The 23,881-nt window shown below is 58.8% G+C and carries 22 protein-coding genes; 3 read left to right on the forward strand and 19 right to left on the reverse strand.

Annotated elements, in window-relative coordinates; genetic code table 11:
* Positions 1–2: 2 nt before the first annotated feature.
* From ACR0MV_RS09485 to ACR0MV_RS09505, 5 genes are read right to left on the reverse strand one after another with little or no spacing between them, the layout of a single operon-like run.
* Positions 3–338 carry a hypothetical protein gene (locus ACR0MV_RS09485; protein ID WP_170422306.1) on the reverse strand — a complete coding sequence of 112 codons (336 nt, stop codon included), beginning with the start codon at positions 336–338 and terminating at the stop codon, positions 3–5.
* Complete coding sequence (locus ACR0MV_RS09490; protein ID WP_480701948.1) at positions 335–1,105, reverse strand: DUF4198 domain-containing protein; 771 nt, start codon at positions 1,103–1,105, stop codon at positions 335–337. Before ACR0MV_RS09490 ends, ACR0MV_RS09485 begins: the two co-directional genes overlap by 4 nt.
* A gap of 13 nt (positions 1,106–1,118) precedes the next feature.
* Positions 1,119–2,288, reverse strand: a complete 1,170-nt coding sequence (locus ACR0MV_RS09495) for an ABC transporter permease (protein WP_480701949.1) — start codon at positions 2,286–2,288, stop codon at positions 1,119–1,121.
* A complete protein-coding gene (locus ACR0MV_RS09500; protein WP_480701950.1) occupies positions 2,285–2,953 on the reverse strand; it encodes an ABC transporter ATP-binding protein in 669 nt (222 codons plus the stop codon). Before ACR0MV_RS09500 ends, ACR0MV_RS09495 begins: the two co-directional genes overlap by 4 nt.
* On the reverse strand, positions 2,950–3,540 hold the full coding sequence (locus ACR0MV_RS09505) for a hypothetical protein (RefSeq protein ID WP_480701951.1): 591 nt from the start codon (positions 3,538–3,540) through the stop codon (positions 2,950–2,952). The genes ACR0MV_RS09500 and ACR0MV_RS09505 overlap by 4 nt, the downstream gene beginning before the upstream one ends.
* 321 nt (positions 3,541–3,861) lie before the next feature.
* Between ACR0MV_RS09505 and fabI the strand changes: the two genes are divergently transcribed.
* Together fabI and ACR0MV_RS09515 are read left to right on the forward strand one after the other, a co-directional pair.
* The gene (gene fabI / locus ACR0MV_RS09510; RefSeq protein ID WP_480701952.1) at positions 3,862–4,626 is read left to right on the forward strand and encodes an enoyl-ACP reductase FabI; all 765 of its coding nucleotides are present in this window, start codon (positions 3,862–3,864) and stop codon (positions 4,624–4,626) included.
* 17 nt (positions 4,627–4,643) lie between these two features.
* The gene (locus ACR0MV_RS09515; RefSeq protein WP_480701953.1) at positions 4,644–7,061 is read left to right on the forward strand and encodes a DUF3141 domain-containing protein; all 2,418 of its coding nucleotides are present in this window, start codon (positions 4,644–4,646) and stop codon (positions 7,059–7,061) included.
* Positions 7,062–7,082: 21 nt separating this feature from the next.
* Here ACR0MV_RS09515 and ACR0MV_RS09520 read toward each other — a convergent pair whose 3' ends face one another.
* From ACR0MV_RS09520 to ACR0MV_RS09585, 14 genes are all read right to left on the reverse strand, one after another.
* Positions 7,083–8,087 (reverse strand): LacI family DNA-binding transcriptional regulator, encoded by a 1,005-nt coding sequence (locus ACR0MV_RS09520; RefSeq protein WP_480701954.1) that lies wholly within the window; start codon positions 8,085–8,087, stop codon positions 7,083–7,085.
* A gap of 5 nt (positions 8,088–8,092) precedes the next feature.
* Positions 8,093–9,262, reverse strand: a complete 1,170-nt coding sequence (locus tag ACR0MV_RS09525; RefSeq protein ID WP_480701955.1) for a dihydrodipicolinate synthase family protein — start codon at positions 9,260–9,262, stop codon at positions 8,093–8,095.
* 4 nt (positions 9,263–9,266) lie between these two features.
* On the reverse strand, positions 9,267–9,575 hold the full coding sequence (locus ACR0MV_RS09530) for a Dabb family protein (RefSeq protein ID WP_480701956.1): 309 nt from the start codon (positions 9,573–9,575) through the stop codon (positions 9,267–9,269).
* A gap of 2 nt (positions 9,576–9,577) precedes the next feature.
* Positions 9,578–11,164 carry a GMC family oxidoreductase gene (locus tag ACR0MV_RS09535; RefSeq protein WP_480701957.1) on the reverse strand — a complete coding sequence of 529 codons (1,587 nt, stop codon included), beginning with the start codon at positions 11,162–11,164 and terminating at the stop codon, positions 9,578–9,580.
* A gap of 16 nt (positions 11,165–11,180) precedes the next feature.
* Positions 11,181–11,939: a 3-ketoacyl-ACP reductase gene (locus ACR0MV_RS09540; RefSeq protein ID WP_480701958.1), complete on the reverse strand. Its 759-nt coding sequence runs from the start codon at positions 11,937–11,939 to the stop codon at positions 11,181–11,183.
* A complete protein-coding gene (locus ACR0MV_RS09545) occupies positions 11,936–13,426 on the reverse strand; it encodes an FAD-dependent oxidoreductase (protein ID WP_480701959.1) in 1,491 nt (496 codons plus the stop codon). Before ACR0MV_RS09545 ends, ACR0MV_RS09540 begins: the two co-directional genes overlap by 4 nt.
* Positions 13,423–14,535: an ABC transporter ATP-binding protein gene (locus tag ACR0MV_RS09550; RefSeq protein ID WP_480701960.1), complete on the reverse strand. Its 1,113-nt coding sequence runs from the start codon at positions 14,533–14,535 to the stop codon at positions 13,423–13,425. Before ACR0MV_RS09550 ends, ACR0MV_RS09545 begins: the two co-directional genes overlap by 4 nt.
* A 6-nt stretch (positions 14,536–14,541) precedes the next feature.
* On the reverse strand, positions 14,542–15,423 hold the full coding sequence (locus ACR0MV_RS09555) for a carbohydrate ABC transporter permease (RefSeq protein WP_170422333.1): 882 nt from the start codon (positions 15,421–15,423) through the stop codon (positions 14,542–14,544).
* Complete coding sequence (locus tag ACR0MV_RS09560; protein ID WP_170422335.1) at positions 15,423–16,316, reverse strand: carbohydrate ABC transporter permease; 894 nt, start codon at positions 16,314–16,316, stop codon at positions 15,423–15,425. Before ACR0MV_RS09560 ends, ACR0MV_RS09555 begins: the two co-directional genes overlap by 1 nt.
* Positions 16,317–16,417: 101 nt before the next feature.
* Complete coding sequence (locus ACR0MV_RS09565; RefSeq protein ID WP_480701961.1) at positions 16,418–17,668, reverse strand: ABC transporter substrate-binding protein; 1,251 nt, start codon at positions 17,666–17,668, stop codon at positions 16,418–16,420.
* A gap of 56 nt (positions 17,669–17,724) precedes the next feature.
* Positions 17,725–19,248 carry an aldehyde dehydrogenase family protein gene (locus tag ACR0MV_RS09570; RefSeq protein ID WP_480701962.1) on the reverse strand — a complete coding sequence of 508 codons (1,524 nt, stop codon included), beginning with the start codon at positions 19,246–19,248 and terminating at the stop codon, positions 17,725–17,727.
* A 4-nt stretch (positions 19,249–19,252) separates the two neighbouring features.
* Complete coding sequence (locus ACR0MV_RS09575; RefSeq protein ID WP_480701963.1) at positions 19,253–20,020, reverse strand: enoyl-CoA hydratase/isomerase family protein; 768 nt, start codon at positions 20,018–20,020, stop codon at positions 19,253–19,255.
* Positions 20,017–21,588 carry an acyl CoA:acetate/3-ketoacid CoA transferase gene (locus ACR0MV_RS09580; protein ID WP_170422344.1) on the reverse strand — a complete coding sequence of 524 codons (1,572 nt, stop codon included), beginning with the start codon at positions 21,586–21,588 and terminating at the stop codon, positions 20,017–20,019. Before ACR0MV_RS09580 ends, ACR0MV_RS09575 begins: the two co-directional genes overlap by 4 nt.
* Positions 21,588–22,589 (reverse strand): Gfo/Idh/MocA family protein, encoded by a 1,002-nt coding sequence (locus tag ACR0MV_RS09585; protein WP_170422346.1) that lies wholly within the window; start codon positions 22,587–22,589, stop codon positions 21,588–21,590. The genes ACR0MV_RS09580 and ACR0MV_RS09585 overlap by 1 nt, the downstream gene beginning before the upstream one ends.
* A gap of 311 nt (positions 22,590–22,900) precedes the next feature.
* Here ACR0MV_RS09585 and ACR0MV_RS09590 point away from each other — a divergent pair, with 311 nt between their 5' ends.
* The gene (locus ACR0MV_RS09590; protein WP_480701964.1) at positions 22,901–23,851 is read left to right on the forward strand and encodes an MBL fold metallo-hydrolase; all 951 of its coding nucleotides are present in this window, start codon (positions 22,901–22,903) and stop codon (positions 23,849–23,851) included.
* Positions 23,852–23,881: the final 30 nt, after the last annotated feature.

Raw genomic sequence — 23,881 nt, forward strand, 5'->3', positions numbered from 1 at the left:
CATCAACTCCCGCATTTGCGCGCGATATCTTCGGGGGTCACGATCCAGTAGTTGTCATGGCCTCCGGTATCGACCTCGATCACCAGGCCCGTCGCATGATCCACGCTGGCGAGTGGCACCAGTGCAGTACCGTCACTGCTCAACTGCAACGTCGTCTGCAAAGCGTTCTCACCGTCCAACACACGCACTTCACCCTGCTGGGCCGGTTTCCCATTCGAGAACTTTGCCTCGACCGTGACTGCCTGGCAATCGACCGAGGCAAAGACGACCAACTGATGCGCAGCCGCTGCCACAGGGGCAACGGCCAGCAGCGCGGTCAGGCCCACGGCCCGGATCACTGGCCCGTCCATTCTTCGAAATGGACCCAGATCACCGCGCCCAGCTCGACAGCCTTGTCTTCACCATCCTGTGGCAGAGTGTAGTCCGCCGTGTTCAGCGCGGCGAACCCCCACCAACCATCCGAGGGCGCGGCATAGGTAAACACACCGTTCGCGTCGGCCTTGACCGTCTGAGTGATCATCAGCTCATCCGGTACAGTGGCGTTGGTGCCGTCATTCAGAAACTCGACTTCGACCTCGGCATACGGCACGGCTTCGCCATCCATCTTCACGATGCCTTGGAAAACGTTACGCTCCCACAGGCCGAAAGGTTTGGACAGGGGCACGATCTCGGTCTTGAGGCCCAGCTCAATATCCCATCCTTCATCATCACCATAAGCGGTTACATATGTCTTGGTGTAGTGGATGATAAACGCGTCTTCGGCTGGCTCCCAATAGGGTTTGGGTTCCATGGCAAAGACGTAAGTTCCGGGACGTTCCAGCGCGAAGTCGAGCGTATAGCCCTGATCATCCATAACGGTGGCGTCCTGCAGATCACCCAGCAAATCCGTGGTGCTGCCGTCATGCGTGACGGTGAACGCCTCGGGCCGGTCCAGCATCATGCCATCCATTTCGAACGGGTGCGAAAACGACATGGTCAGCAAGACGGTGCGTCCGTCTTCCTGGCTGATCATCGGATCGTTTGGAATGATCATCCCATAATGTGCCAGCGCCGGAGTTGCCGCAACGCTGCCCGCCAAAGCCGCCGATAGAATATGCCGCTTCATAATTCTCCCTTTCTCATGCGCCAAGCGAGAGCAGCCAACCCACCCATGTCTCGGCATTTCGCGAAACCAACGCGGCGCCAAAGGCCGCGATACACCCTGAAATCAAAAGCAAAGTCACCGTCTCGGCCGCCAACAAGCGCAGCACCATACCCCGCCGCGCGCCCAGTTTTACGGCAGTCGCGATCTCGCGCGCCCGCAGGCGGTAGCTGAGGAACACCGCCAAACCAACGGCAGCCAGAGCCGCCACCGCGATGATCGCGGTCACGACGTCCAGCAGCGACTTGATCCGAAAGATGCGATCCACCAGCCCTTGGATCACTCCGGCGGGCTCGATCAACTGACTGGGGTTCTCGCCATCCAGATAGCGCCCTTTCAGGATGGTCGCCGCGCGCGTATCCGCAGGGACGACAATGACCGCAGTCGCCGGGAAATCATCCTGCGTACCGTGGAAGTGAAAGCTGTCGATATTTTCGGGTGTGATACGCTGAAATTGCACGACAGACGCATTGGACAGCGTCTCAGTCCCCGACGCGATATCGGCGGCTGTGACGACGTCTTCATGGCCGTGGCCGATCCCCTGGATCACCCAAGCCGTTTTAATATCAACAAAAATCGCCTGATCGTCTGGGGTGTTGGTCGGGGCCAGAACGCCGACGATTGGCATTTCCAACGGATAGACTCCGTCGAGATCGAACAGGTTTTCCGGCGACGACACCAGAGAATCGCCCACTCCCTTACCCAAAGCCTGCGCCACATCCGCACCGATCACTGCGTCACCCAGCACGGATAAACCCCGTCCTTCGGAAAACATCAGATCGCGAAAGTCGAAATAGTCCAGGGTTGTGCCGACGATCCGGAACCCGCCGGATGAAAACGCGGTATGCACGGGGATCGGTATAGCGAGGCCACTGTCCCAAATCGCCTCGACCTCGCCCATCGAAATCGGATCCGGGCGCTCGTCAGAAAAGTAAAGCGCGGCCATTGTCAGATCCAACTGTGATCCTCGACTGCCCAGGAGCAGCGGCGTCGCTTCACCACGGGCCACAAGCGCCGTCTGGCTGGTGGACAGAAGTATCTGCGTGGCAACGGGCACGAACAAGATCAGAGCTGCAACGACCACAAGCACCAGGCTGCGCGCCCAGTGAAACCGCAGATAGGCAAAGGCAAGGTACAACGCGTTCATGCCGCCGCCCCTTCGCGATATTGCGCAAAGTCGATCACCCTTTCGAACCGCGGCAAAAGCTCGTGATCGTGGGTTACGGCAAGAACGGTCGCACCGGCTTCGGACGCTTGTTCAAAAAGTAGATCCAGTATGCGGCCCTTGCTCTCAGGGTCCAAATTTCCTGTCGCCTCATCCGAAAGGATCAGCTTGGGCTGCGTGACCAAAGCGCGGCAAATCGCAACGCGTTGCTGTTCACCCTGGCTCAGAGCGGTGGGATGCCGGTCCAATTTGCCCCCGATACCGCAGGCCTCGGCCAGCGCCTGCGCGCGGTCCCGGGCTGCGGTATCCAGTTTCAGCGCCGGAGTGATCCGATAGGGGTACAGGATGTTTTGACGCGCAGACAAATAATCCAGCAGGGCAAAGTCCTGAAACACAAACCCGATGCGACTGGCACGGAATTCGCGGCGTTCGCCATCGGACAGGCCGCTCACCTCGGTACCGTCGACCTCAATCCGCCCGCTATCGGGCAATAGGATACCGGCGATCAGGTTCAGGAGCGTTGTCTTGCCACTGCCGCTTGGTCCAACAATCGCCAGCCGCTCGCCCTGTTGCAGTGTCAATTCTGGGACGTTCAGCCGGAAGCCACCCGCGCTGTATCCGAACGAAACTGCGCTGACCCCAATCATTGGTGATCCTCTTGCGAAATCTCGAATGTCTCGCCCGCCGTGTCCCGGTTGACGTCGCGCAGGGTAAAATCGGTGATACGCCAGGCCCCCTCGACGGGCGACACCGACAGATCCGCGCTGTAGGTGTTGCCGCGCACATGCAGGTGTTCTGCATGGCCGACGGTACCTATCACTTGCCAGGTGGCGTCGATAGCCAGCTCGGCACCATCGCGCGATACCGTGCTGTCCAAAAGATTGATTTCGTGGATGGTTTGGTCCGCTTCGTCCAGACCGCCCCCAGCCATCGCGCCAACCCGTTCAAGATAAAGATACTCCAGCGCATCCCCATGGGTCACACCGGCCAGCGTATCGTATATCTCATCTTCCTGCGTTTTTCCGAAGGCGTCGTAGACGACAAGCAACAGCGCAGGTGTCAGTTCTCCTGACAATTGCTCGGCTACGGGGATCGTCATACCCGGTTGGCCCGGGACCGAATAAGCCTGCGTCTCGGAAACGCGCGTTTGTTCGCCCGATGACAGAAACACAAGACCTGCGATTGTGCCCACGCCCAAGGCGAAGACTATGCCTAACAGAACTTCTTGACGCACTAGCCCTGATCCCAATTTGACTAAGATACGCGGTCGTCGGGCGTTTGGATCATTTTTTGGCCAGAAACCGGCCGATTGCAGCATCGGACTGACCCGACCCTACCGCGCACCAGTGATTTTTTGCCGCAGGGCACGGCTTGGGCCAGAACATTCGCGCGTTCGGACAGTCCTTTGATGTTAGGGAAAAATTCCAAACGACAGGCAGCATTGCCCTGCCCGACGACGAAAACAGGCACATAAACCGTACTTTGTCACATGTCTGACAACCGGACATGCTGCACTTGCAGCAATTCTGTTTGTTCTGCGGATTGAGTCGCGCCCATGTTTCAAATGCACGACAAAAAAGCTCTGGTTGTTGGCGTAGCCAATGAAAACTCGATTGCCTGGGGATGCGCCAAGGCTTTCAAGGCTTTGGGTGCTGATCTGGCAGTAACTTATTTGAACGACAAAGCAGAACAGGCTGTGCGCCCATTGGCCCAAGAGCTGGAGGCAGAGATCGTCCTGCCGCTGGATGTCCGCAACACCGATCAAATGGACGCCCTATTTCAAGAAATCACGCAAAGATGGGGACAGCTGGATACGCTTTTGCACTCCATAGCCTTTGCACCGCGGGACGATTTGCATGGGCGCGTCGTTGATTGCTCGGCCGATGGGTTCGGGTTGGCCATGGACATTTCGGTGCATTCCTTTCTGCGCATGATCCACCGGGCCGAGCCGCTCATGCCAAGAGGTGGAACCTGCATGACAGTTTCGTTTCAGGGCTCTACCCGTGTTGTCGAGCATTACAACATGATGGGTCCGGTCAAGGCTGCGCTGGAATGTGCCGTGCGCTATGCCGCGGCTGAGCTGGGAGCCAAGGGAATCTCGGTCCATGCCCTGTCGCCGGGCCCGCTGATGACGCGGGCCGCCAGTGGAATAGACGAATTTGACGAATTACTGGACGCAGCCGCACAGCATGCGCCAACGCACCAGCTTGCCACAATCGAAGATGTGGGGGCCTATGCCGCTTTTCTGGCCAGCAGCGAAGCTACGAACGTGACCGGTGGCGTACACCAGATAGATGGCGGCTATAGCATCGTCGCCTAACGCAAAAGGAGTCAGCGATGACACCGAATTTTATCGACGAAAACAACGTCAAATGGCTGTTCGGTACCGAGGCGGCCCAAGCCATGGCCGAGAACCTGAACGCACAGCCCGCCACCGAAATAAAAGAACTGGCCGAGCTATTTGGCGAAGCTGCGACAACTGCGGAATTGCTGATGCGTTCGGCCACACGTCAGGGCAAATCGATTTCCGAAGAGCATACGCAGCGCGTGCGCAACCAGATGGAAGACTTATCCAGGATCGCAGGCGCCATGGCGAAAGCAGGCAATGGTCTGACGGAACATTACGCGACTTACGTGCAAGACGCGGCCAAGCGCTGGTTGTTGACGCTGGATGTGCTGCGTCAGCGCGGTGACAATTTCGTCGAACACGAGGCTGCCGGCTGCCCTCCGGTTTTAATTTACGATTACGAGGTCGTCGTAGATGGTCGGAACCTCGATCGGCCCTGCAACTACCAGCTGTTGCGCATCGTACCGCCCCAAGGCACCGAAGTGCATGACTGGAAGCGTCCCTATATCATTATCGACCCTCGGGCCGGACATGGCGGGGGCATTGGCGGATTCAAAACCGACAGTCAGGTTGGTGTGGCCCTGCATGACGGGCACCCGGTCTATTTCGTGAACTTCACCCGCGATCCGGTTCCCGGTCAGACCTTGGCCGATGTCACCAACGCCGAGGCCGAGTTTGTCCGTGAGGTCCAGCGCCGCCACCCTGACAGCGCCAAGCCGGTCGTCACCGGAAATTGTCAGGGCGGTTGGGCAACGCTGCTTTTGGCGGCAACCAACCCTGATCTGACTGGGCCTATCGTTTTGAACGGTGCGCCGGTGCAACCTTGGTCTGGCGAGGTCGGCAAGTACCCAATGCGCTATAACGGCGGCATCCTGGGCGGAACTTGGCAACCGATGCTCTGGTCCGATCTTGGCGGTGGGCAGTTTGACGGTGCAAATCTGGTGTCGAACTTTGAGATGCTGAACCCCGGCCGAAACTTCTTTGCAAAATACTACGATCTCTTCGCCAACCCGGATGGTGGCAAGGATCGGTTCCTGGAATTCGAACGCTGGTGGGGCGGTTTCTTCATCCTCAACGAGGCCGAGATCAAATGGATCGTCGAGCAACTGTTTGTTGGAAACAAGCTGGTCAAGAACCAGGCACAGCTAGAGCCCGGTCAGACGGTTGATATCAAACACGTCAAAGCGCCGATCATCGTATTTACCAGCTATGGCGACAACATCACCCCGCCCCAACAAGCGCTCAACTGGATTGTGGACAGCTTTACGGATGTCGACGAAATTCGCATCCGCGGGCAGCGCATCATTTATATGATCCACGATCAGGTGGGGCATCTGGGTCTTTTCGTCTCGTCCAAAGTCGCGAAGAAGGAACATACCGAAGTCACCTCCACCATGAAAACGATCGAAGCATTGCCACCCGGTCTTTATGAGATGAAAATCGATAGTGTCGAAGGGCACGGGCAGGACAAAAGCTTTACCGTCAGCTTTGCTGAACGCACGATCGATGACCTGCGCAAGATCGATGACGGGCGCGAAGAAGAGGCAGGATTTGCCGCCGTTGCTCGGATGTCGGAAATCCAGTCCGAAATATATGACATCGCGGTCCGCCCGGTTGTGAAATCCATGGTCAATCCAGCGCTCAGCGAAACCATGCGGAAGCTGCATCCGCTGCGCCTGCAACGCTCGCTTGTTTCCAGTGTAAATCCGTTCTTTGCGATGTTTGAGAGCGCGGCCCAGCAGATGGAACCGCGCGCGCCTGTCTCGGACAGTAATCCGTTTGTGCAGGCAGAAAGACTGTGGGCGCGGATGGTCGAACAGCAAATGGATTTCGTGCGTGATACACGCGACGCGCTGTACGAAATGACGTTTCTTTCGCTTTGGACTAACCCGCTGGCGGTTGATTTTGGCAAACCTCAAGCCATTGGCCGGACGCTCAAGAGCGAAACCGAACTGCGCGCCCTGCCCGAGGTCGAAATGGCCTTGGCGCATATGTCATCAGGTGGGTTTGTCGAGGCAGTGGTCCGTATGCTTGTTCTGATGGCGGACAGTCGCGGCAATGTGAGGCGCGACCGGCTTGAACGCTCGGCCACTGTGATGACACAGGATGAGCCCTTCAAGTCCTTGTCCATGGACGATCGCACACGGATCATTCACGAACAGACCTTGATCGTCACATTCGAGCGTGACAAGGCCATCGCTACTCTGCCCGATCTGCTGCCCAACAAAAAAGACCGCGAACAGGCGGTGAAGGTTGTGCAGTTCATCCCCGGCAAGATCGAAGAAATGGCCCCTGACACGCTGGAATTACTACAGCAATTCCATAAGGTTCTGGGGTTGAAGCCCGTCACAGAGGATGTTCTGGAGGATCCTCTTAAGAAAACGAAACCCTCAACGGCCGCTGAATAGGCAAGGCCCCGGTCTGGTCGCTCAGACGCTTTTTGTGGTTTGCCGCAGCACCAATCGGGTCGGTGTTCGCGTCAGTTGGGCCGGGGTTTCCGCATCCTGCAACCAGGACAAGACGGTGTCTGCCACGCGTTCGCCGAACTCTGGCACACCGCAGTGGACAGTGGACAGGGCCGGCCAGCATTCCGACGCTTCTTTGATATCGTCAAACCCGATGATCTGAAAATCGGCCCCGATCCTGACCTGCGCAGCGTGGCAGGCATTGATCATCCCGAACGCAACAAGGTCATTGAAACAGAGGGCCGCATCGCAATCGGGATGTTCTTTGAACAAATCAACTGCCGCGTCGTACCCGAATGAGCGGCTGGATTGCCCGGTTTTTATGATTGGCTGCAGCCCATGTTCCTGCATCGTCCCAATGTAGCCGCACAGCCTTTCTTGCGTGACCTCAGCCCCGGCCAAGCCGCCTATAAACGCAATCCGGCGGGCTCCGGTTTGGATCAGGTAATGTGTGGCCTCTCGCCCGCCTGCTGCGTAGTCCGGCGCAACGAATGGGACCTTGGCGTCAGCGTCGTCGACTTTTCGCAAGACCTGCATCATCGGGATGCCAGCCCTTTCAACGGCCGCCAGCGTGTTGGACACATCACCATATGCGGGCGACAGGATCAGGGCCGATACCCCGTGTTCCAGCATCGCGGCCACCACCTGGTCCTGCAGGGCGGCGTCTTCGTTTGTGTTTGCCATAACAACCGCGTACCCACGCGAGCCCAAGGCCATCTGTAACGAGGTCGCGAACTCGGTAAAAAACGGGTTGGTCAGATCGTTGATGACAAGCCCGATCAGCGCAGTACCCGTCGACCGCAGGTTGGCGGCCGACCGGTTGTACACATACCCTATCTCTTTCATAGCGGCGTGAACCAGCTTGCGCGTTTCCGGTTTCACCTGCGGGCTGCCTTGCAGAACCAGGCTGACCGTGGATTTTGAAACGCCTGCCGAGTTGGCAACATCTATGATCGTGGGTCTGCGCATTCAGGCTATTGTTCAACTCCATGCAGGCTGAGAAGCGTGGTCATCCGTGCTTTAGCCAGTTCCGGGTCTGAGAGCAAACCGGCCTGATCCGCCAGCCTGAAGACCTGCGCGTAGTGGCAGATATCGCGGCTGGATTGGAATCCGCCCGGCATAATGAAATGGGACTGCGACCCGTTCAGCCACGCCAGATATGCGATCCCTGCTTTGTAAAACCGCGTCGGGGCCTTGAATATCTCTCGGCTCAGGGGAACGGTCGGTGCGAACAGCGCGTTATAGCGGTCCATGTCACCCATTGCCAACGCCTCAAGCGCCTGACTGGCCGCAGGGGCAATGGCGGCAAAAATACCCAGCAGAGCATGAGAAAAATGCGCGTAATCCCCGGCAATTAGATCCGCATAGTTAAAGTCATCACCGGTGTATAGACGCACGCCTTCCGGCAGTCGCGCGCGGAAGGCTTCTTCATGCGCTTGGTCCAGCAAGGAAATTTTGATCCCGTCCACTTTGGCCGGGTTCTCATTGATCAAAGACAGAACGAAATCGCTGGCGGTATCGACATCCGCACTGCCCCAATAGCCGGTCAGAGCGGGATCGAACATGTCGCCCAGCCAATGCAAGATCACCGGTTCCGCCGCCCCATCGATCAACGCTCGATAAACATCATGATAGGTATCCGGGCCCGCGTTGATCGCCGGGAAGGCCCGCGAGGCCATGAGGATCAATTGGCCACCCGCCGCCTCAATCGCTTCGGCCTGATGTTCGTAAGCCGACAGGATCTCACCAGCGGTGTTCAACGCGCTCAGCGGCAGGTGATCGGTCCCTGCCCCACAGGCCACGCGGGGTGACATTGGGTGCGCCTTTGCAGCCGACATGGTGCGCTGGATCAGCTCCAAGGCAGTCGCCCAATCGACGCCCATCCCGCGCTGCGCGGTGTCCATCGCCTCGGCCAGACCCAAACCCTGATCCCAGAGCCCCTGTCGAAAACGCAGCGTTGCATCCCAATCCACCGCGGGACGGCCATCCCAAGGGTCACGTTCCGCCAACGGGTCCGAGACCACATGTGCCGCAGCAAACGCCGTGCGCGTCAGAGGCACCTGCGGCGCACGCGGCACCAAAGGCGTTCCGGTCAGCGCATAGGGTTCAAACTGCCCCTCAGGATTTGGCAAAATCAGTTTCATTGTCTCAAACCTCCAAATCCAGAACCAGAATGCCGTCGATGCCGCCCACGGCGTTCTCGACCAATTGAGCGCCGAGCGCCTTGTGCGTTTCGTTGTTTTGATAGGTCTCCAGCGCGGCCCAATCATCGAAGTCGATCACGAACCCATGCATGTATCCGCGTTCGATCTGCTCGGGGCTTTCACTGCGGCCACCGGTGAACCCGCTGGCCCCCGTCAGGGCATGGGACACGTCTGCAAGGCCTTTATAGATGGCTCCGATTGTCTCTTCAGTCACGTCGGAACGGAACTTGGTCAGTACAATATGGCGGATCATGTTCAGAAACCCTGATCTTGTTTGATCATGTCAGCAGCCTTTTCGCCGATCATGATTGTGGGAGCATTGGTATTAGAGGAATTGACCGTCGGCATGATCGACGCATCCGCGACGCGCAGCCCTTCGATCCCATTGAACCGCAAGCGCGGGTCCAGCACCGCCTCGGCATCGCTACCCATTCGGCAGGTGCCCGCGCAGTGGTGCGATGTCTTGGAATGGACGCAGATAAAGTCGAAATACTCCTGCTCGGTCTGTACGTTCGGCCCGGGCAAGCGTTCGGCCAAGACGTAGGGCTTCAGCGCATCCTGAGCAAGGATGTTCTGTACCAACTTCAACCCACGAATGGACATCTCGCGATCATAAGGATCCGCCAGATAGTTGGGATCGATCAGTGGCATCGCCGCGGGATCAGAGCTTTGCAACCGAACTGTTCCGCGCGACCTTGGTCGCAGGAAACAGGCGTTCAGAGTGACACCACCGTTGGGCATCGCCTCGACGCCCGCCTCAATGCCCGTACCCAGCCCCAGATGCATCTGAATGTCGGGCGAACGCGCCTCCGGGTCAGCGTACCAGAACCCACCTGTTTCGAACAGGCTGGACGCAACCGGCCCTTTGCGGGTGAACGCGTATTGCAGCGCGGCCAAGGCCGAGAGATGCAGCTTCGCGAAACGGTCATAGGTGTGCGGCCCGGTTACTTCGCAGATCGAGTACAGATCCAGATGGTCTTGCAGGTTCGCGCCCACCTGAGGCTGGTGATAGACCGCGTCGATGCCAAGACTGTCCAGGTGATCCGCCGGACCGATACCGGACAGTTGCAACAAGCGTGGCGAGCCGATGGCACCCGAGGACAGAATGACCTCTTTCGCGGCGGTGATCTTATCGCCGTTCATCATCTCGATACCGGTCGCACGGCCCTTGTCCACCATAATGCGGCGGACCTGAGCCCCGGTGCGCACCGTCAGGTTCGGGCGGTTGCGGTTCGGTGCAATAAACGCCATCGCAGCAGATGAACGCCGCGCGTTGCGCTGGGTCAGTTGATAATACCCCGCGCCATCCTGTTTGGCACCATTCACATCGCGTGTTTCTGGAATGCCCACCTGCCCCGCGGCCTTGATATAAGCGTCGCATATCGGCAATGGCGCTGCGGGCATAGACACGCCCAGCGGTCCGCCCTTGCCGTGGAACTCGTCTTCATAAGTGTCGTTGTCTTCGGACTTTTTGAAATAGGGCAGTACGTCGGCATAGCTCCACCCTTCGCAACCCATCTGCCGCCAGTCGTCGTAATCCTGCGCCGCGCCACGGGTATAGATCTGCGCGTTGATCGCCGACCCTCCGCCGATCACCTTGGCCTGCGTGTAGTTGAAGACCTTGTTCTGCATGTGTTTTTGCGGAACCGTGGACCAACCCCAACTGCCGATGCCCTTGGTCATCTTTGCGAACCCTGCGGGCAGGTGAAAGAACGGGTGGCGGTCGGTGGAACCGGCCTCAAGCAACAGCACATTGGCCGAGGGTTCCTCGGACAGGCGCGCGGCGATGACCGAGCCTGCCGAGCCGCCTCCGACAACAATGAAATCAAATCCTTCAGACATTCTGATGTGCCCCGCGTTAAAGACGTGAGATCGACAGACCGCCATCCACGGGGATCGCGGCTCCGGTCGCAAAATGCATCTGTCCCTGCACCAGCGGGACAACGACGGACCCGATATCTTCGGGCTCACCCCAGCGGGCGGCGGGGACAAGGCCGCCCTCGATACGGTCGGTGTATTTGTCGCGCACGCCCGCGGTCATTTCAGTCGCGATGATGCCCGGCCGCAGCTCGAACACGCCGATGCCGTGGGGGGCCATGCGCACCGCAAAAAGTTGCGCCATCATTGCGGCAGCCGCTTTGGACACGCAGTATTCGGCCCGTTCAATCGACACCATCGTTGCGCTGACACTCGTAACAAAGGTGATCGACCGATACGCATCATCTGGCTGGTCCAACATGCGCCGCGCCACTTCTTGCGCCAGAAAGAACGCACCGCGCAGGTTGATGTTTTGCACGAAATCCCAATTCTCGGGCTTCAATTCCAGCATGTCGCCCCGCACTGGCGCACCGACACCGGCATTATTGACCAGGGTCGTGATCGGCCCCAACTCGGCCTCAACCTGATCCAGCAGCGCCGGTACGTGATCAGTGTCCGAGACATCGTGCTGGACATAGATTGCTTTCGAGCCAAGCTCGGCCAGCGCTGCCTGCACGGCCGGTTTTTCAGGGCCTGAACGCGAAGCCAGTGCCACTTTGTAACCCGCTGCAATCAACGCGCGCGAGACACCAAGGCCAATGCCCTGCTGGCCGCCTGTCACCAAAGCAATTCCGGTCATGCCGCGAACTCCGTTTCGATAATGTGTCGACCCGCCCTCAACGCGAGGGCTGCGATGGTCAGGGCCGGGTTCACTGCCGCCGAGGTCGGCAGAACCGAGGCGTCGACGATGAACAGGTTTTTGTGGTCATGGCTGCGGCAATAGATGTCCACCACGCTGCTGCCCGGATCATGCCCCATCCGCGCCGTGCCGCATTGATGCGATGGTGTGCGCCTGTCAAAGGGCCGTGACAGGACAATCGGGAACCCGGCCTGCCGCAGATGCTGTTTCAGCTTCGCAACCAGCGCCTCATGCGCGGCCCAGTTCGAGCGTTTCCAGTCCAGTCGGATTTGCCCGCCTTTGACCGTTACCCGGCTGTCCGGATTCGGCAAATCCTCGGACATCGCATAGAAATCAAAGCTGCGATCGGCGATCAGTGCCGCAATTGGGCCCGGCAATGGCGTCTGTGACGCAAGGATCGGACCGGTGATTTTACCCAACATCTGAATGTTGCCCAAAGGCAGGCCGCCCTCTCCATCATCGTTGTAATAGTCGTTGAACATCAACGTCTTCTGGTACACTGCTCGATTTCGACGCAGTGGGTGCATTGCCAACACAGCCGAGCAATTGTGGTTCATAAAGTTACGGCCAACCTGATCAGATTGGTTCGCAAGGCCCGTTGGGCAATTGTCATTTGCGGATTGCAACAACAGGGCCGAGGATTGCACCGCACCCGCAGCCAGCGCGATAACCGGTGCGCGTAAAATCCCGTGGCCGTCAACCTCAACACCTGTAACCCGCCCATCGTGGTCGGCGACAAGCCGACGGACCAGCGCTCCGGTCAATAGTTCAACATTCCCGTGCTGCAGAGCCTTAGCCAAAGCGCAGGTTTCAGCGTCCATTTTTCCCCCGCACGTATTCGGGAACGCATCCCAGGTGGTCTGTCCCTCGGCAAGCCACTGGTCGATATCGACGCCCAAAGGCACCGAGGATGGCGTAAGGCCGGCGCGCTGCAAACGGGTGCGAAGGTCGGCAATGTCTGCCTCATCCGAGACCGGAGGGTGCGGATAGCCCTTGCTGTGCGGCGGCTCGGTCGGGTCTTCGTCGGTACGGCCATGCACATCATAGAGCTCCTCGGCGGCTGTATAGTCCGCCTCAAGCGCGTCATAAGGGATGGGCCAGCCGGGCGAGTGGCCGCCCATGTGCTGGCGCGTCTCAAAGTCCTCTTTGCGGTAGCGGATCAGCGCGGCCCCATAGAATTTCGAGTTGCCGCCGACGCAATAGTAGTTTCCGGGATTGAAGGCCTGACCTTCCCCGTCCAGCCAAGTTTCATCGGGGCGAAAATGCCCGTCGGCAAAGATCGCCTGCGGGTCGCGGTCCTGTGCTGAAGGTCGCAGATGCTCTCCACGTTCCAGGATCAGGATGCGACGACCGGACGGTGCCAATGCCGCCGCCAAAGTCGCGCCCCCCATTCCTGATCCGATGATTATGACGTCGGCCTGTGTCACGGAACGATCCGCATCTCGCTTTCCGGGTCAAAGGCCACGGCCTTTTCCATGTTCACGGCAAAGGCGAAATCCTGACCCGGCGCGACCTCGGCATCCGAGCGCATCCGCGCGATCACATCGCGCCCCCCCAACTGCATCGACACGAATGTGTCCGACCCGGCCGGTTCCGTCACAACGATCCGGTTGGTCATCTGCGCGATGTTCGAGGATTTGCGGTCCGCCCCGTCCATGTCCGTGATCGTCTCAGGCCGGATGCCCAGCAGGATATCGCGACCGTCCCAAGCGGCCAGATTGTCCTGACTGAACGGCAGTTGCGCCATCGACCCATCATGGACTGCAACCTCGGCATGCGGACGGCCATTCAGAACGACGACCTTGGCGGGGACCACATTCATTGCTGGGGATCCCATGAAGGTTGCCACAAAGATATTGGCCGGAGTGTCATAGATTTCCTGCGGTGCGCCCAATTGCTGAACGTAGCCGCCATTCATTACGGCGATACGGCTGGACAGCGTCATCGCCTCGATCTGGTCGTGGGTCACGTAAACGATGGTGGTGCCAAGGTTTTGGTGCAGCTTCTTGATCTCGGTCCGCATGTCCACGCGCAGCTTGGCGTCGAGGTTCGACAGCGGTTCATCGAACAGGAAAACATCCGGGTTTCGCACCAGCGCGCGCCCCATTGCAACCCGCTGACGCTGTCCACCGGAAAGCTGGCCTGGCTTGCGATCCAGCAACTGCTCGATCTGCAACAGCTTGGCGACCTCTGACATTGCCTTGTCACGCTCGGGCTTTGGGACGCCGTGCATCTCAAGCCCAAAGGTGATGTTCTGTCCCACGGTCATGTTGGGGTACAAAGCATAGCTTTGGAACACCATCGCGATGTTGCGGTTAGACGGGTGCACCCCGTTCATCACCTGCTCTTTGATGCGAATCTCGCCGCTGGTGATCTCTTCCAGCCCCGCGATCATGTTCAGCAAAGTGGACTTGCCACAGCCCGACGGGCCAACAAGAACCAGGAATTCGCCTTCCTGCACCGAGATATCGACCTTGTGCAGAACCTCGACCGCCCCGTAGGATTTGGTCGCGTTGTCTATGTCCAGAAAACCCATCAGGCCTCATCCTTTCACGGAACCCGCCATCAGGCCGCGGACGAAGTAGCGTCCGGCCACGATGTAGACGAGCAGAGTTGGCATGGCCGCCAGAATGGCGCCTGCGAAATGAACGTTGTATTCCTTCACACCGGTTGACGACTGCACCAGATTGTTGAGTGCGACTGTCATCGGCTGGCTGTTGGCATCGGCAAAGGATGCACCGAACAGGAAGTCATTCCAGATATTGGTGAACTGCCAGATGATCGACACCACTGCGATCGGTCCGGAACTGGGCAAAAGGATGCGCCAGAAGATCTGGAAGAATCCCGCCCCGTCGATCTGGGCGGCCCGGATCAGCTCGGTCGGGAACACGGCGTAGTAGTTGCGGAAGTACAGCGTGGTAAACCCGATCCCATAGACCACATGCACCAGTGCAAGGCCCCAAGTCGTGCCCGCCAGCCCGATGATACCCAACATACGCGCCATTGGGATCAACACGATCTGGAACGGGATGAAGCAGGCGAACAACATCAGGCCGAAAAGGATGGTGTCATACTTGAAGCGCCATTTTGTCAGCACATAGCCATTCAGCGCTCCAAGGATGGTCGAGACGATCACCGCCGGAACCACCATCTTGATTGAGTTCCAGAAGTACGGCTTCAATCCCGTAGGATCGACGCCAATCTGCGCCGAGGACCACGCCTTAAGCCAAGGCTCTAGCGTGAAGACCTGAGGCAGGTTCATCATGCCGCCGCCGGTAATTTCCTCCAGTGGTTTCACCGAGTTCACCAGCATCACGTAAAGTGGCAGCAGGTAGAACAGACCGAACAGCAGCAGCACCAGATAGATCAACGTGCGCGTGACGCGGCCGGTGCGGATTGCGGTATCCTGAGTTGCTTGGGACATCAGCGTTTCTCCCGCAATTCGGCGTAGAGGTAGGGGATCATGATCGCCGCAATGGTCATCAGCATGATCGTGGCCGAGGCCGCGCCAATCCCCATCTGGTTCCGGGTGAACGTGTAGGAATACATGAAGGTCGCGGGCAGCTCGGTCGCACGGCCTGGCCCGCCTCCGGTCAGGGCGATCACAAGGTCAAAGGTCTTGATCGCAAGGTGGCTGAGGATCACGAAGGCCGACAGGAACGCCGGACGCAGCTGCGGGATGATGATCCGGCGATAGAGGTTCCAGTTCGAGGCCCCGTCCATTTGCGCGGCCCGCAGAATTTCATTGTCGATCCCACGAAGGCCAGCGAGAAACATCGCCATCACGAAACCGCTGGTCTGCCAGACGGCCGCCAGAACCACCGTATAGATGGCGTAGTCCCGGTTCTTGATCCAGTCGAACTCGAAGCTGGTCCAGCCCCAGGTGTGCATCACGTTTTCCAGCCCAATGCCGGGATCCAGGAACCACTTCCAAGCGGTACCGGTCACGATGAAGCTCAGCGCCATCGGGTACAAGTAGATCGGGCGCAGCAGACCTTCGCCACGGATTTTCTGATCAAGGAAGATCGCCAGACCCAAGCCGATACAGGTGCAGATCACGATATAGAGGCTCGCAAAGATACCCATATTGATCAGCGAGGTTTCCCAATGACTTAGCCGCCAAAGTTTATCGTAATTTTCCCAGCCAACCCAGCCATAGGTCGGCAGGATGCGGCTGTCGGTAAAGGACAGGTAGACCGAGAACAGAATGAACCCGTAAACAAAGACCAGCATCATCGCCAGTGATGGCGACAGGACCAGTTTGGGTATCCAGTTCTGAAGGCGTGTCTTGAAATCCGCGTCGGCTGATCCAGCCATGGCGCGCCCTCCTCGTTCGAGTGGTGGTATGTTGGAGCGTTTGCGCCCTCTTGGTGACAGGGCGGCAGACGCGCCGCCCCATCGGGAGGATCACTTTCGGATCACTTGGCGATCGAGACCGCGTCGACCAGTTCGGTCACTGCGGTTTCGCTGTCATACTCACCGTTAAAATGCGCGGTGACGACGTCATAGACCGCGTTCTTCACCGATGCCGGTGCAGCGTGGCCGTGGGCCATTGAACCGAACAGGTTGCCGGACGAAGCGGCTGCAGCCAGATCCTTCATGCCCTGCTGACCACAGGCATCCAGATCGCTGCCATCCACGTCGGTACGCGCCGGAACTGAACCTTTTACCTTGTTGAAGGCAATCTGGAAGCTTGGCGACAGGATCGCGCTGGCGAGTGCGGCCTGTTCAGCCGAAACTGTGCCGCCCTGATCGAACATCATGAACTGGTCCGCGTTGAACGTGACCTGATCCTGCGTGCCGGGGAAACGGAAGCACAGGAAATCCTCGCCCGGTACTTTGCCCGCGTTCAGGAATTCACCCTTTGCCCAGTCACCCATCATCTGGAAACCGGCCTCACCATTGATGACCATTGCAGTCGCCAGGTTCCAGTCGCGCCCCGAGAAGTTCTCATCCACGTTGTCGCGGATAAAGGCCATGCGGTCGAACGCTTCTTTCATCGCGTCGCCACCAAGCGTTTCCTCGTCCAGATCAATGAAGGCAGCCTTGTAGCCATCCGGTCCAAGTGTCGACATCGCTACCGCGTCGAAAATGGTCGCATCCTGCCACGCCTGACCACCATGGGCGATCGGGGTGACACCAGCCGCTTTCAGCGCCTCAACGGCGGCAACGAACTCATCCCAGTTCGTCGGCTGAGCGATACCGTTCGCATCCAGAACCGCCTTGTTCGCCCAGACCCAGTTGGTCGAGTGCACGTTCACCGGCGCCGAGACCCACTTGCCGTCATGCTTGGCGAAGGCCTTCAGCGCGTCCGGCACGACGTCATCCCAACCTTCTTTGGCGGCCACTTCATTCAGGTCGGCCAGCGCGCCCTGATTGGCCCAGTCGATGATGTCAAAGCCCAGCGCCTGAACAGCTGTAGGAGCGTTGCCAGCGGTCACACGCGCGCGCAGAACGGTCATGGCCTGTTCGCCACCACCACCTGCAACCGGCATATCGGTCCAACCGATACCCTGACCGGACAGGTCGTCCTTGAGAACGTTCAACGCAGCAGCTTCGCCGCCCGAGGTCCACCAGTGCAGAACCTCAACCTCTTCAGCTTGCGCCAGACTGGTCGTGCACAGCAGACCCGCCACAATCAGCGATTTTGTCTTAAGCAGTTTACGCATTCTTGTTTCCTCCCTTAATGCGTTCTTCTTATTCGAGACCGATCCGGTGCCCGGTCTTAATCTTGCGGAACCCATGGCGCGCGGCTGTTGCCGATGCGCATGACCACTGATTTCACTTCGAAAAATTCCTCGAACCCGTAGCGTCCGATTTCCCGCCCCTGCCCGGATTGCTTGAACCCACCGAAGGCAACCTCGGGGAATCCGTCCATCCAGGTGTTGGTCCATACAGTTCCCGTTTCTGCACGACGGGCAAATTCCAGGCAGGTGTGGACGTTTTCGCTCCAGACCCCTGCCGACAGACCGTAAGCGCTATCATTGGTCAGCGCGACGGCTTCGTCCAGTGTTTTGAACGTCAGAACGGATAGGACGGGGCCAAACACTTCGTCCCGCGCAATCGGCATCTCGGGCTGAACGTTCGTAACGATGGTAGGCTGATAGAACTGATCGCCCAGCCCTTCGACCTGCAGCGGCGCACCGCCCAAGGCGATGGTGGCACCCGATGCCTGCGCCTGTTTGACGTATGCGTCGATTATCGCGTTATGCTCGGGCGTGACAATCGCGCCAACCTGCGTCGTTGGGTCCAGCGGGTCACCGAACTTGACCTTGCGCGACAGGGCAACGACACGCTCGCGGAAGTCATCGGCAATGTCTTCGTGCACGATGATACGACTGCTGGAGTTGCAGCACTGGCCGACGTTGAAATAGACGCCGAACACAACAGCATCGGCGGCTGCGTCCAAATCGGCGTCCGGAAAGATGACCTGCGGGTTCTTGCCCCCAAGCTCCAGCGCAACTTTCTTGAGCGTGTCCGACGCAACAGCGCTGATCGTCTTGCCCACGGCGGTCGAGCCGGTAAAGCTGACCATGTCCACGCCGTCGTGGGTGGACATCAAACTGCCAACCGGAACGCCGTAGCCTAAAACCATGTTGCAGACACCTGCAGGCAGTCCGGCCTCAATAAGCAGCTCACCCAGCATCAGGGTTGTCGACGGAGTCATCTCGGACGGTTTGACAACAACGGTACAGCCTGCGGCCAGTGCAAAGGGCAGTTTCTGGCTAAGGATCCAAAACGGGAAGTTCCACGGAGTGATGATCGACACGACACCGATGGGTTCCTTCAGCACGACACCCATCATGTCCGCACCCAGGGTGTTGTGGCTGTCGCCATGGGTACTACGCGCCAATGAGGCCGCGTAACGCCACAGGTCTGCAGCACCGCCAACCTCGCCTTTGGATTGGCTAATCGGCTTACCGCTTTCCAGCGTTTCAATCAGGGCGATGCGGTCGACATTCTGTTCGATCAGATCTGCCACTTTCAGCAGAACTGTGGCGCGTTCCTTTCCCGATGCCCGGCTCCAGACACCGCTGTCGAATGCTTTTCGTGCGGCTTGGATTGCGGCCTGAGTCTCAACTTCGCCACCCATGGCCGAGCGGCTGACGATGTGGCCGTGTGAGGGTGAGCGACGCTCGAACGTCTCACCCGACGCGCTGTCCTGCCACGTGCCATCAATAAGGTGCCGACCCTCAAACAGAGGCGGCAGCTCGAACGGGATGGCAGGGTTGATGGTGATGTCTTTCATATCGTCAGAGGCCCGAAAATGTGGGGTTTCGTTTTTCCATGAACGCTGCGACGCCTTCTTCGCGGTCCGCCGAGGCGGCAATTGCGGCACTTCCCAAGGCTTCGACCGCGGCATGAGTGTCTTCACCGACCGCAGCATGGATCATGTTTTTTGAGATTTCGGTGGCGCGGGACGACAGGTCGTCAAGATCAGCTGTGATCTCAAGCGCGCGCGCCAGAACGTCGTCGGTGACCTCGGTCACATAGCCCAAGGCAAGTGCACGGTCGGCACCAATACGGCGCCCGAAAAGAGCCATCTCTTTCACCGCAGCCTCGGGGATAAGCCGGGTCAACCGCTGCGTACCGGACCAGCCCGGCACGATGCCGACCCGTGCTTCGGGCAAAGCCAACGTGGCACGCGGGGTCATCAGGCGCAGATCACAACAACTGGCCAACTCCAACCCGCCGCCAAAGGCGTGACCGTTGATCGCAGCGATCGTTGGTTTGCCGATCCGTGCCAGACGATCAAAGACCCGATGCCCGTCACGGACCCAGTGGCGCGCGAATTCGGCGGGGCTTAGGCCGCCCCATGCGCCAATATCAGCTCCGCAGCAAAACGCTTTCTCTCCTGCGCCGGTCAGAATAAGCGCACGAATGGACCCGTCACGCTCGATTTCTTGCAGACCAGCCTCCAGCGCGTCCAGCATGTCCACCGTCAGAGCATTCAGCTTGGACACGTTGTCCAATGTCAGGACAGCGGTTGAACCCTCTATATGAAACCCGAGCTTGCTCACAGAGTCATCCCCATCGGGCCAACTGCGAACAGAGATTTGGGCATCTGAACTGCATTTTCCGCGACTTTGACGCGACCACCCGACGCTTCGACAATGTCGCGCTGCGCCTCGATGCCGGGCATGATTTCCGTCGCAACCAGACCCTGATCCGTCAGACGAATGACGCAGCGCTCGGTCACATAGAGTACATCCTGACCCGTTTCGCGGGCGCGGCGGCCCGAGAATGTGACGTGCTCGACCTGATCCACCATCTTGGTGAATTTCCCAGGGGCATCCACTCGGATACCTTCATCCGTCAGGTCGATTTTGGCACCGGCTTCGAACCAGCCTGAAAACACGATTTTTTTGGCGCGGGCAGTTATGTCGACGAACCCACCGCATCCTGCGGTCAGGTAGGGTTTCTTACCCAGCTTGGAGACGTTCACGTTGCCTTCGACATCCACCTCAAGGAACGAGAGGAACGACATGTCGAACCCGCCGCCCTGAAAATAGATGAACTGCTGCGGGGACGGCACAAAAGCATGCGCGTTGGATGCGCAGCCAAAGGCAAAGCCGGTCAATGGGACGCCTCCAACGGCCCCCTGCTCGATCGCCCAGGTTACAGCCTGCGGATGACCCTCTTCCAACAAGATACGCGGGACCATGGCGCTGATACCAAAACCCAGATTAGCGCTCATGCCGCTGCGCAGCTCTTGCGCGGCACGGCGGGCGATGACCTTTTCGACCCCATGTTCAGCCAGCGAAAAACTGTCCCACGGGCGCATAATCTGGCCAGAGATCGCAGGGTCGTAAGACGTTTCCGTCGTCTGCATCTGTTCTGGGTCTTCGACGATCAGATCGACCAAATGCCCAGGCACACGCACATCATGAGGGCGCAAGCTGCCCTCGGCGGTTACGCGTTGAACCTGCGCGATCACGATTCCGCCGTGGTTTCGGACGCATATCGCTTGCTCCAGCCCGCCCAGATACGCGCCTTCATGTTCATAGGTCAGGTTGCCGAACTCATCCGCCGTGGTCGCGCGCAACACGCAGACATTCGGATTGATATTCGGGAAGTGCAGCCAGGTCTGACCGTCAAACTCTTTCCTTGCGACGATAGGCGCGGCTGACCCGCGTTCGTTCATCGCACACCCCTCGCGCACCGGATCCACGAAGGTCTCAAGACCCACTTGCGTCAGAACACCGGGGCGATGCGCTGCGGCTTCGCGGTGCATGTCGAACAGAATGCCCGACGGCACGTTGTAGGCGGCGACCCGATCCTCGACGATCATCTTCCAGATTTCCGGCATCTCTAGGCTGGAGGGGCCCGACGGGTATGACCCAGCCAAAACACGGCTGAGCAGCCCATCCTGCGCCAGGTAGTCCATACCCTTCACACCGTACATATCGCCAGCGGCGATGGGGTGCAGCGTGGTGATGTTGCGCGGATGGCCTTCTTTGCGAAACCGCTCGCCCAATGCCTTCAGGACAAGGTCAGGGCAGCCCAGCGCCGAGGAGGAGGAAACGGTGACGACCGCGTTGTCCGGGATGCGAGAAACGGCCTCGGAAACGGAAACAAGCTTGGTCATCAGAAGCCACCGTAATCTACGTTGATGCGCTGGCCCGAGGCTGCGGCTTCGCGCACGCTTAGTGCGACGGACAAGGATTTCACACCGTCCGGTCCGTCTGCAGCCGGGCGACCTTGGCCTGCGGCCGCGGCGACAAACTCGGATACACCTTGAACGTATAACGAGTGGTCCGAGAACGGGATTTCTTCGCGTCCTTCCTCGGTCACCAATGCGATCTGCCCCACCGGGCGCTGCGTCATCACACCTTCGGCAAAGATTGACCCCTTGGTTCCATGCACCTGCAGGCCAGAACCGGCAAAGGGGTGCGTGAAGCTTTCGTGCGTCATGACCATCGCACCCGAGGGCATCGTCCAGACGGACATGCACGAGTCCTCGACCCCCTGCCCCATGCCCGAGCTTGCCATTTGCGCGACGACGGAAACAGGGTCCTCTTTCAGCAGGAACCGCGTGACGTCGGCATCGTGAACGACAATGTCCGGGATCACACCACCGCCTGCGTCAGCTGAATTGATGCGCCAGCCCTGCAAGTTTCCGGGCAAATGCACCGCATGGTGAATACGCAAAGACAGAACATCACCAACGCGACCATCCGCGATAAGGTCGCGAATGGCACGATGGCTGCCGGAGCACCGCAGATGGTGATTTGTGCCAAAAGCCACGCCCGCCGCCTCGGCAGCGCGAACCATTTCGACCGCTTCTGCTTGCGTCATCCCAAGCGGCTTTTCACAAAGCACATGCTTACCCGCTGCGATGGCCGCCATGGCCTGGCCATGGTGTTTTTCGTTGGTCGAAGAGATGTACACCGCCTGCACGCTCGGATCCGAAAGCGCCGCACTCAAGTCGGTGGTGGCATTGGGGATGCCGTGTTCGCTGGCCCAAACCTTCACCCGATCCGGCGAATTGCTGACCACCCAGGTGACGTCATTGCCGACCTGCTGACGCACAGCATCCAACATATATTGCGAAGCTATCGTGCTCGCCCCGACAAAGACCCAGTTCATTCTTCCCACCCAGATTTTGGAACGTTCCAAACGTTTAGTGGAACGTTCCAAATTTGGCAAGTAGAATTTTCCTGGCGGCAGTCTCGACTCGCACAAAGCGTCAGCTTTGCAGGTTTCGCATCCAAGGCAGGCCTCTCTGTTGCTTACAGGGCGACCGCTCAGCTCCTAGCGCCCATTTCGACAATGCTCATCCGCCCAAACCTTTCCGTTGACTTTCGTTGCAAATGAAACGATATTGTTGCAAATGTAACGAAACAGTCGACTCTGCCAACGACATAGCTCCGACTGCATCGCATCTTTGGAGGGCACTCATGGCCAAGGCATTCGCGTCCCAGGGGGACATGTCGGAAAAGAAAATCTCGTTCACCGAGGTCGGCGATGGCCTTTATGCCTTTACGGCCGAGGGTGATCCGAACTCGGGCGTGATCATTGGCGATGACAGCGTAATGATTGTCGAGGCGCAAGCGACCCCGCGCCTGGCCAACAAGGTGATCGAATGCGTAAGGTCCGTCACCGATAAACCGATCACCCATGTTGCCCTGACCCACTACCACGCAGTTCGCGTTCTGGGCGCCAGCGCCTTTGGTGCGCAACAGATCCTGATGTCGGACATGGCCCGCGCTATGGTCGTTGAACGGGGCAAAGAGGACTGGGATAGCGAGTTCCAGCGCTTCCCCCGCTTGTTCGAAGGCCATGAGAGCATTCCGGGCCTGACATGGCCCACGACCACGTTCAGCGACACAATGACTGTTTACCTGGGCAATCGCCGGGTCGATCTGATGCACCTGGGGCGCGCTCATACGGCCGGCGATATCGTCATCCATGTGCCTGATCAGAACGTCATGTTTACTGGCGACATCGTGGAATATCACTCCGCCTGCTATTGCGGCGACGGGCACTTTGGAGACTGGGGCGACACACTGGATCAGATCAAATGGTTTGACGTCGACGCAATCGCGCCAGGTCGCGGCGATGCATTGGTCGGCAAAAAAATGGTCAACGCCGCCATTGAAAACACCCGCGACTTTGTCGAAAGCACCTACCGCCCCGCGGCCAAAGTCGCGGCACGCGGCGGGTCCCTGAAAGAAGCATGGGATGCCGTGCGGGCTGAATGCGATCCCAAATTCGCTAGCTACGCGATCTACGAACACTGCCTGCCCTTCAACGTCGCCCGCGCCTATGACGAGGCGGGCGGCATCGACACCCCCCGCATCTGGACCGCTCAGCGTGATCTGGAAATGTGGGAGGCCTTACAGGGCTAAAAAGTGTCGGCCCGGCTGCTTGGCCGGGCT

The organism is Ruegeria sp. BC3 (assembly GCF_056539265.1).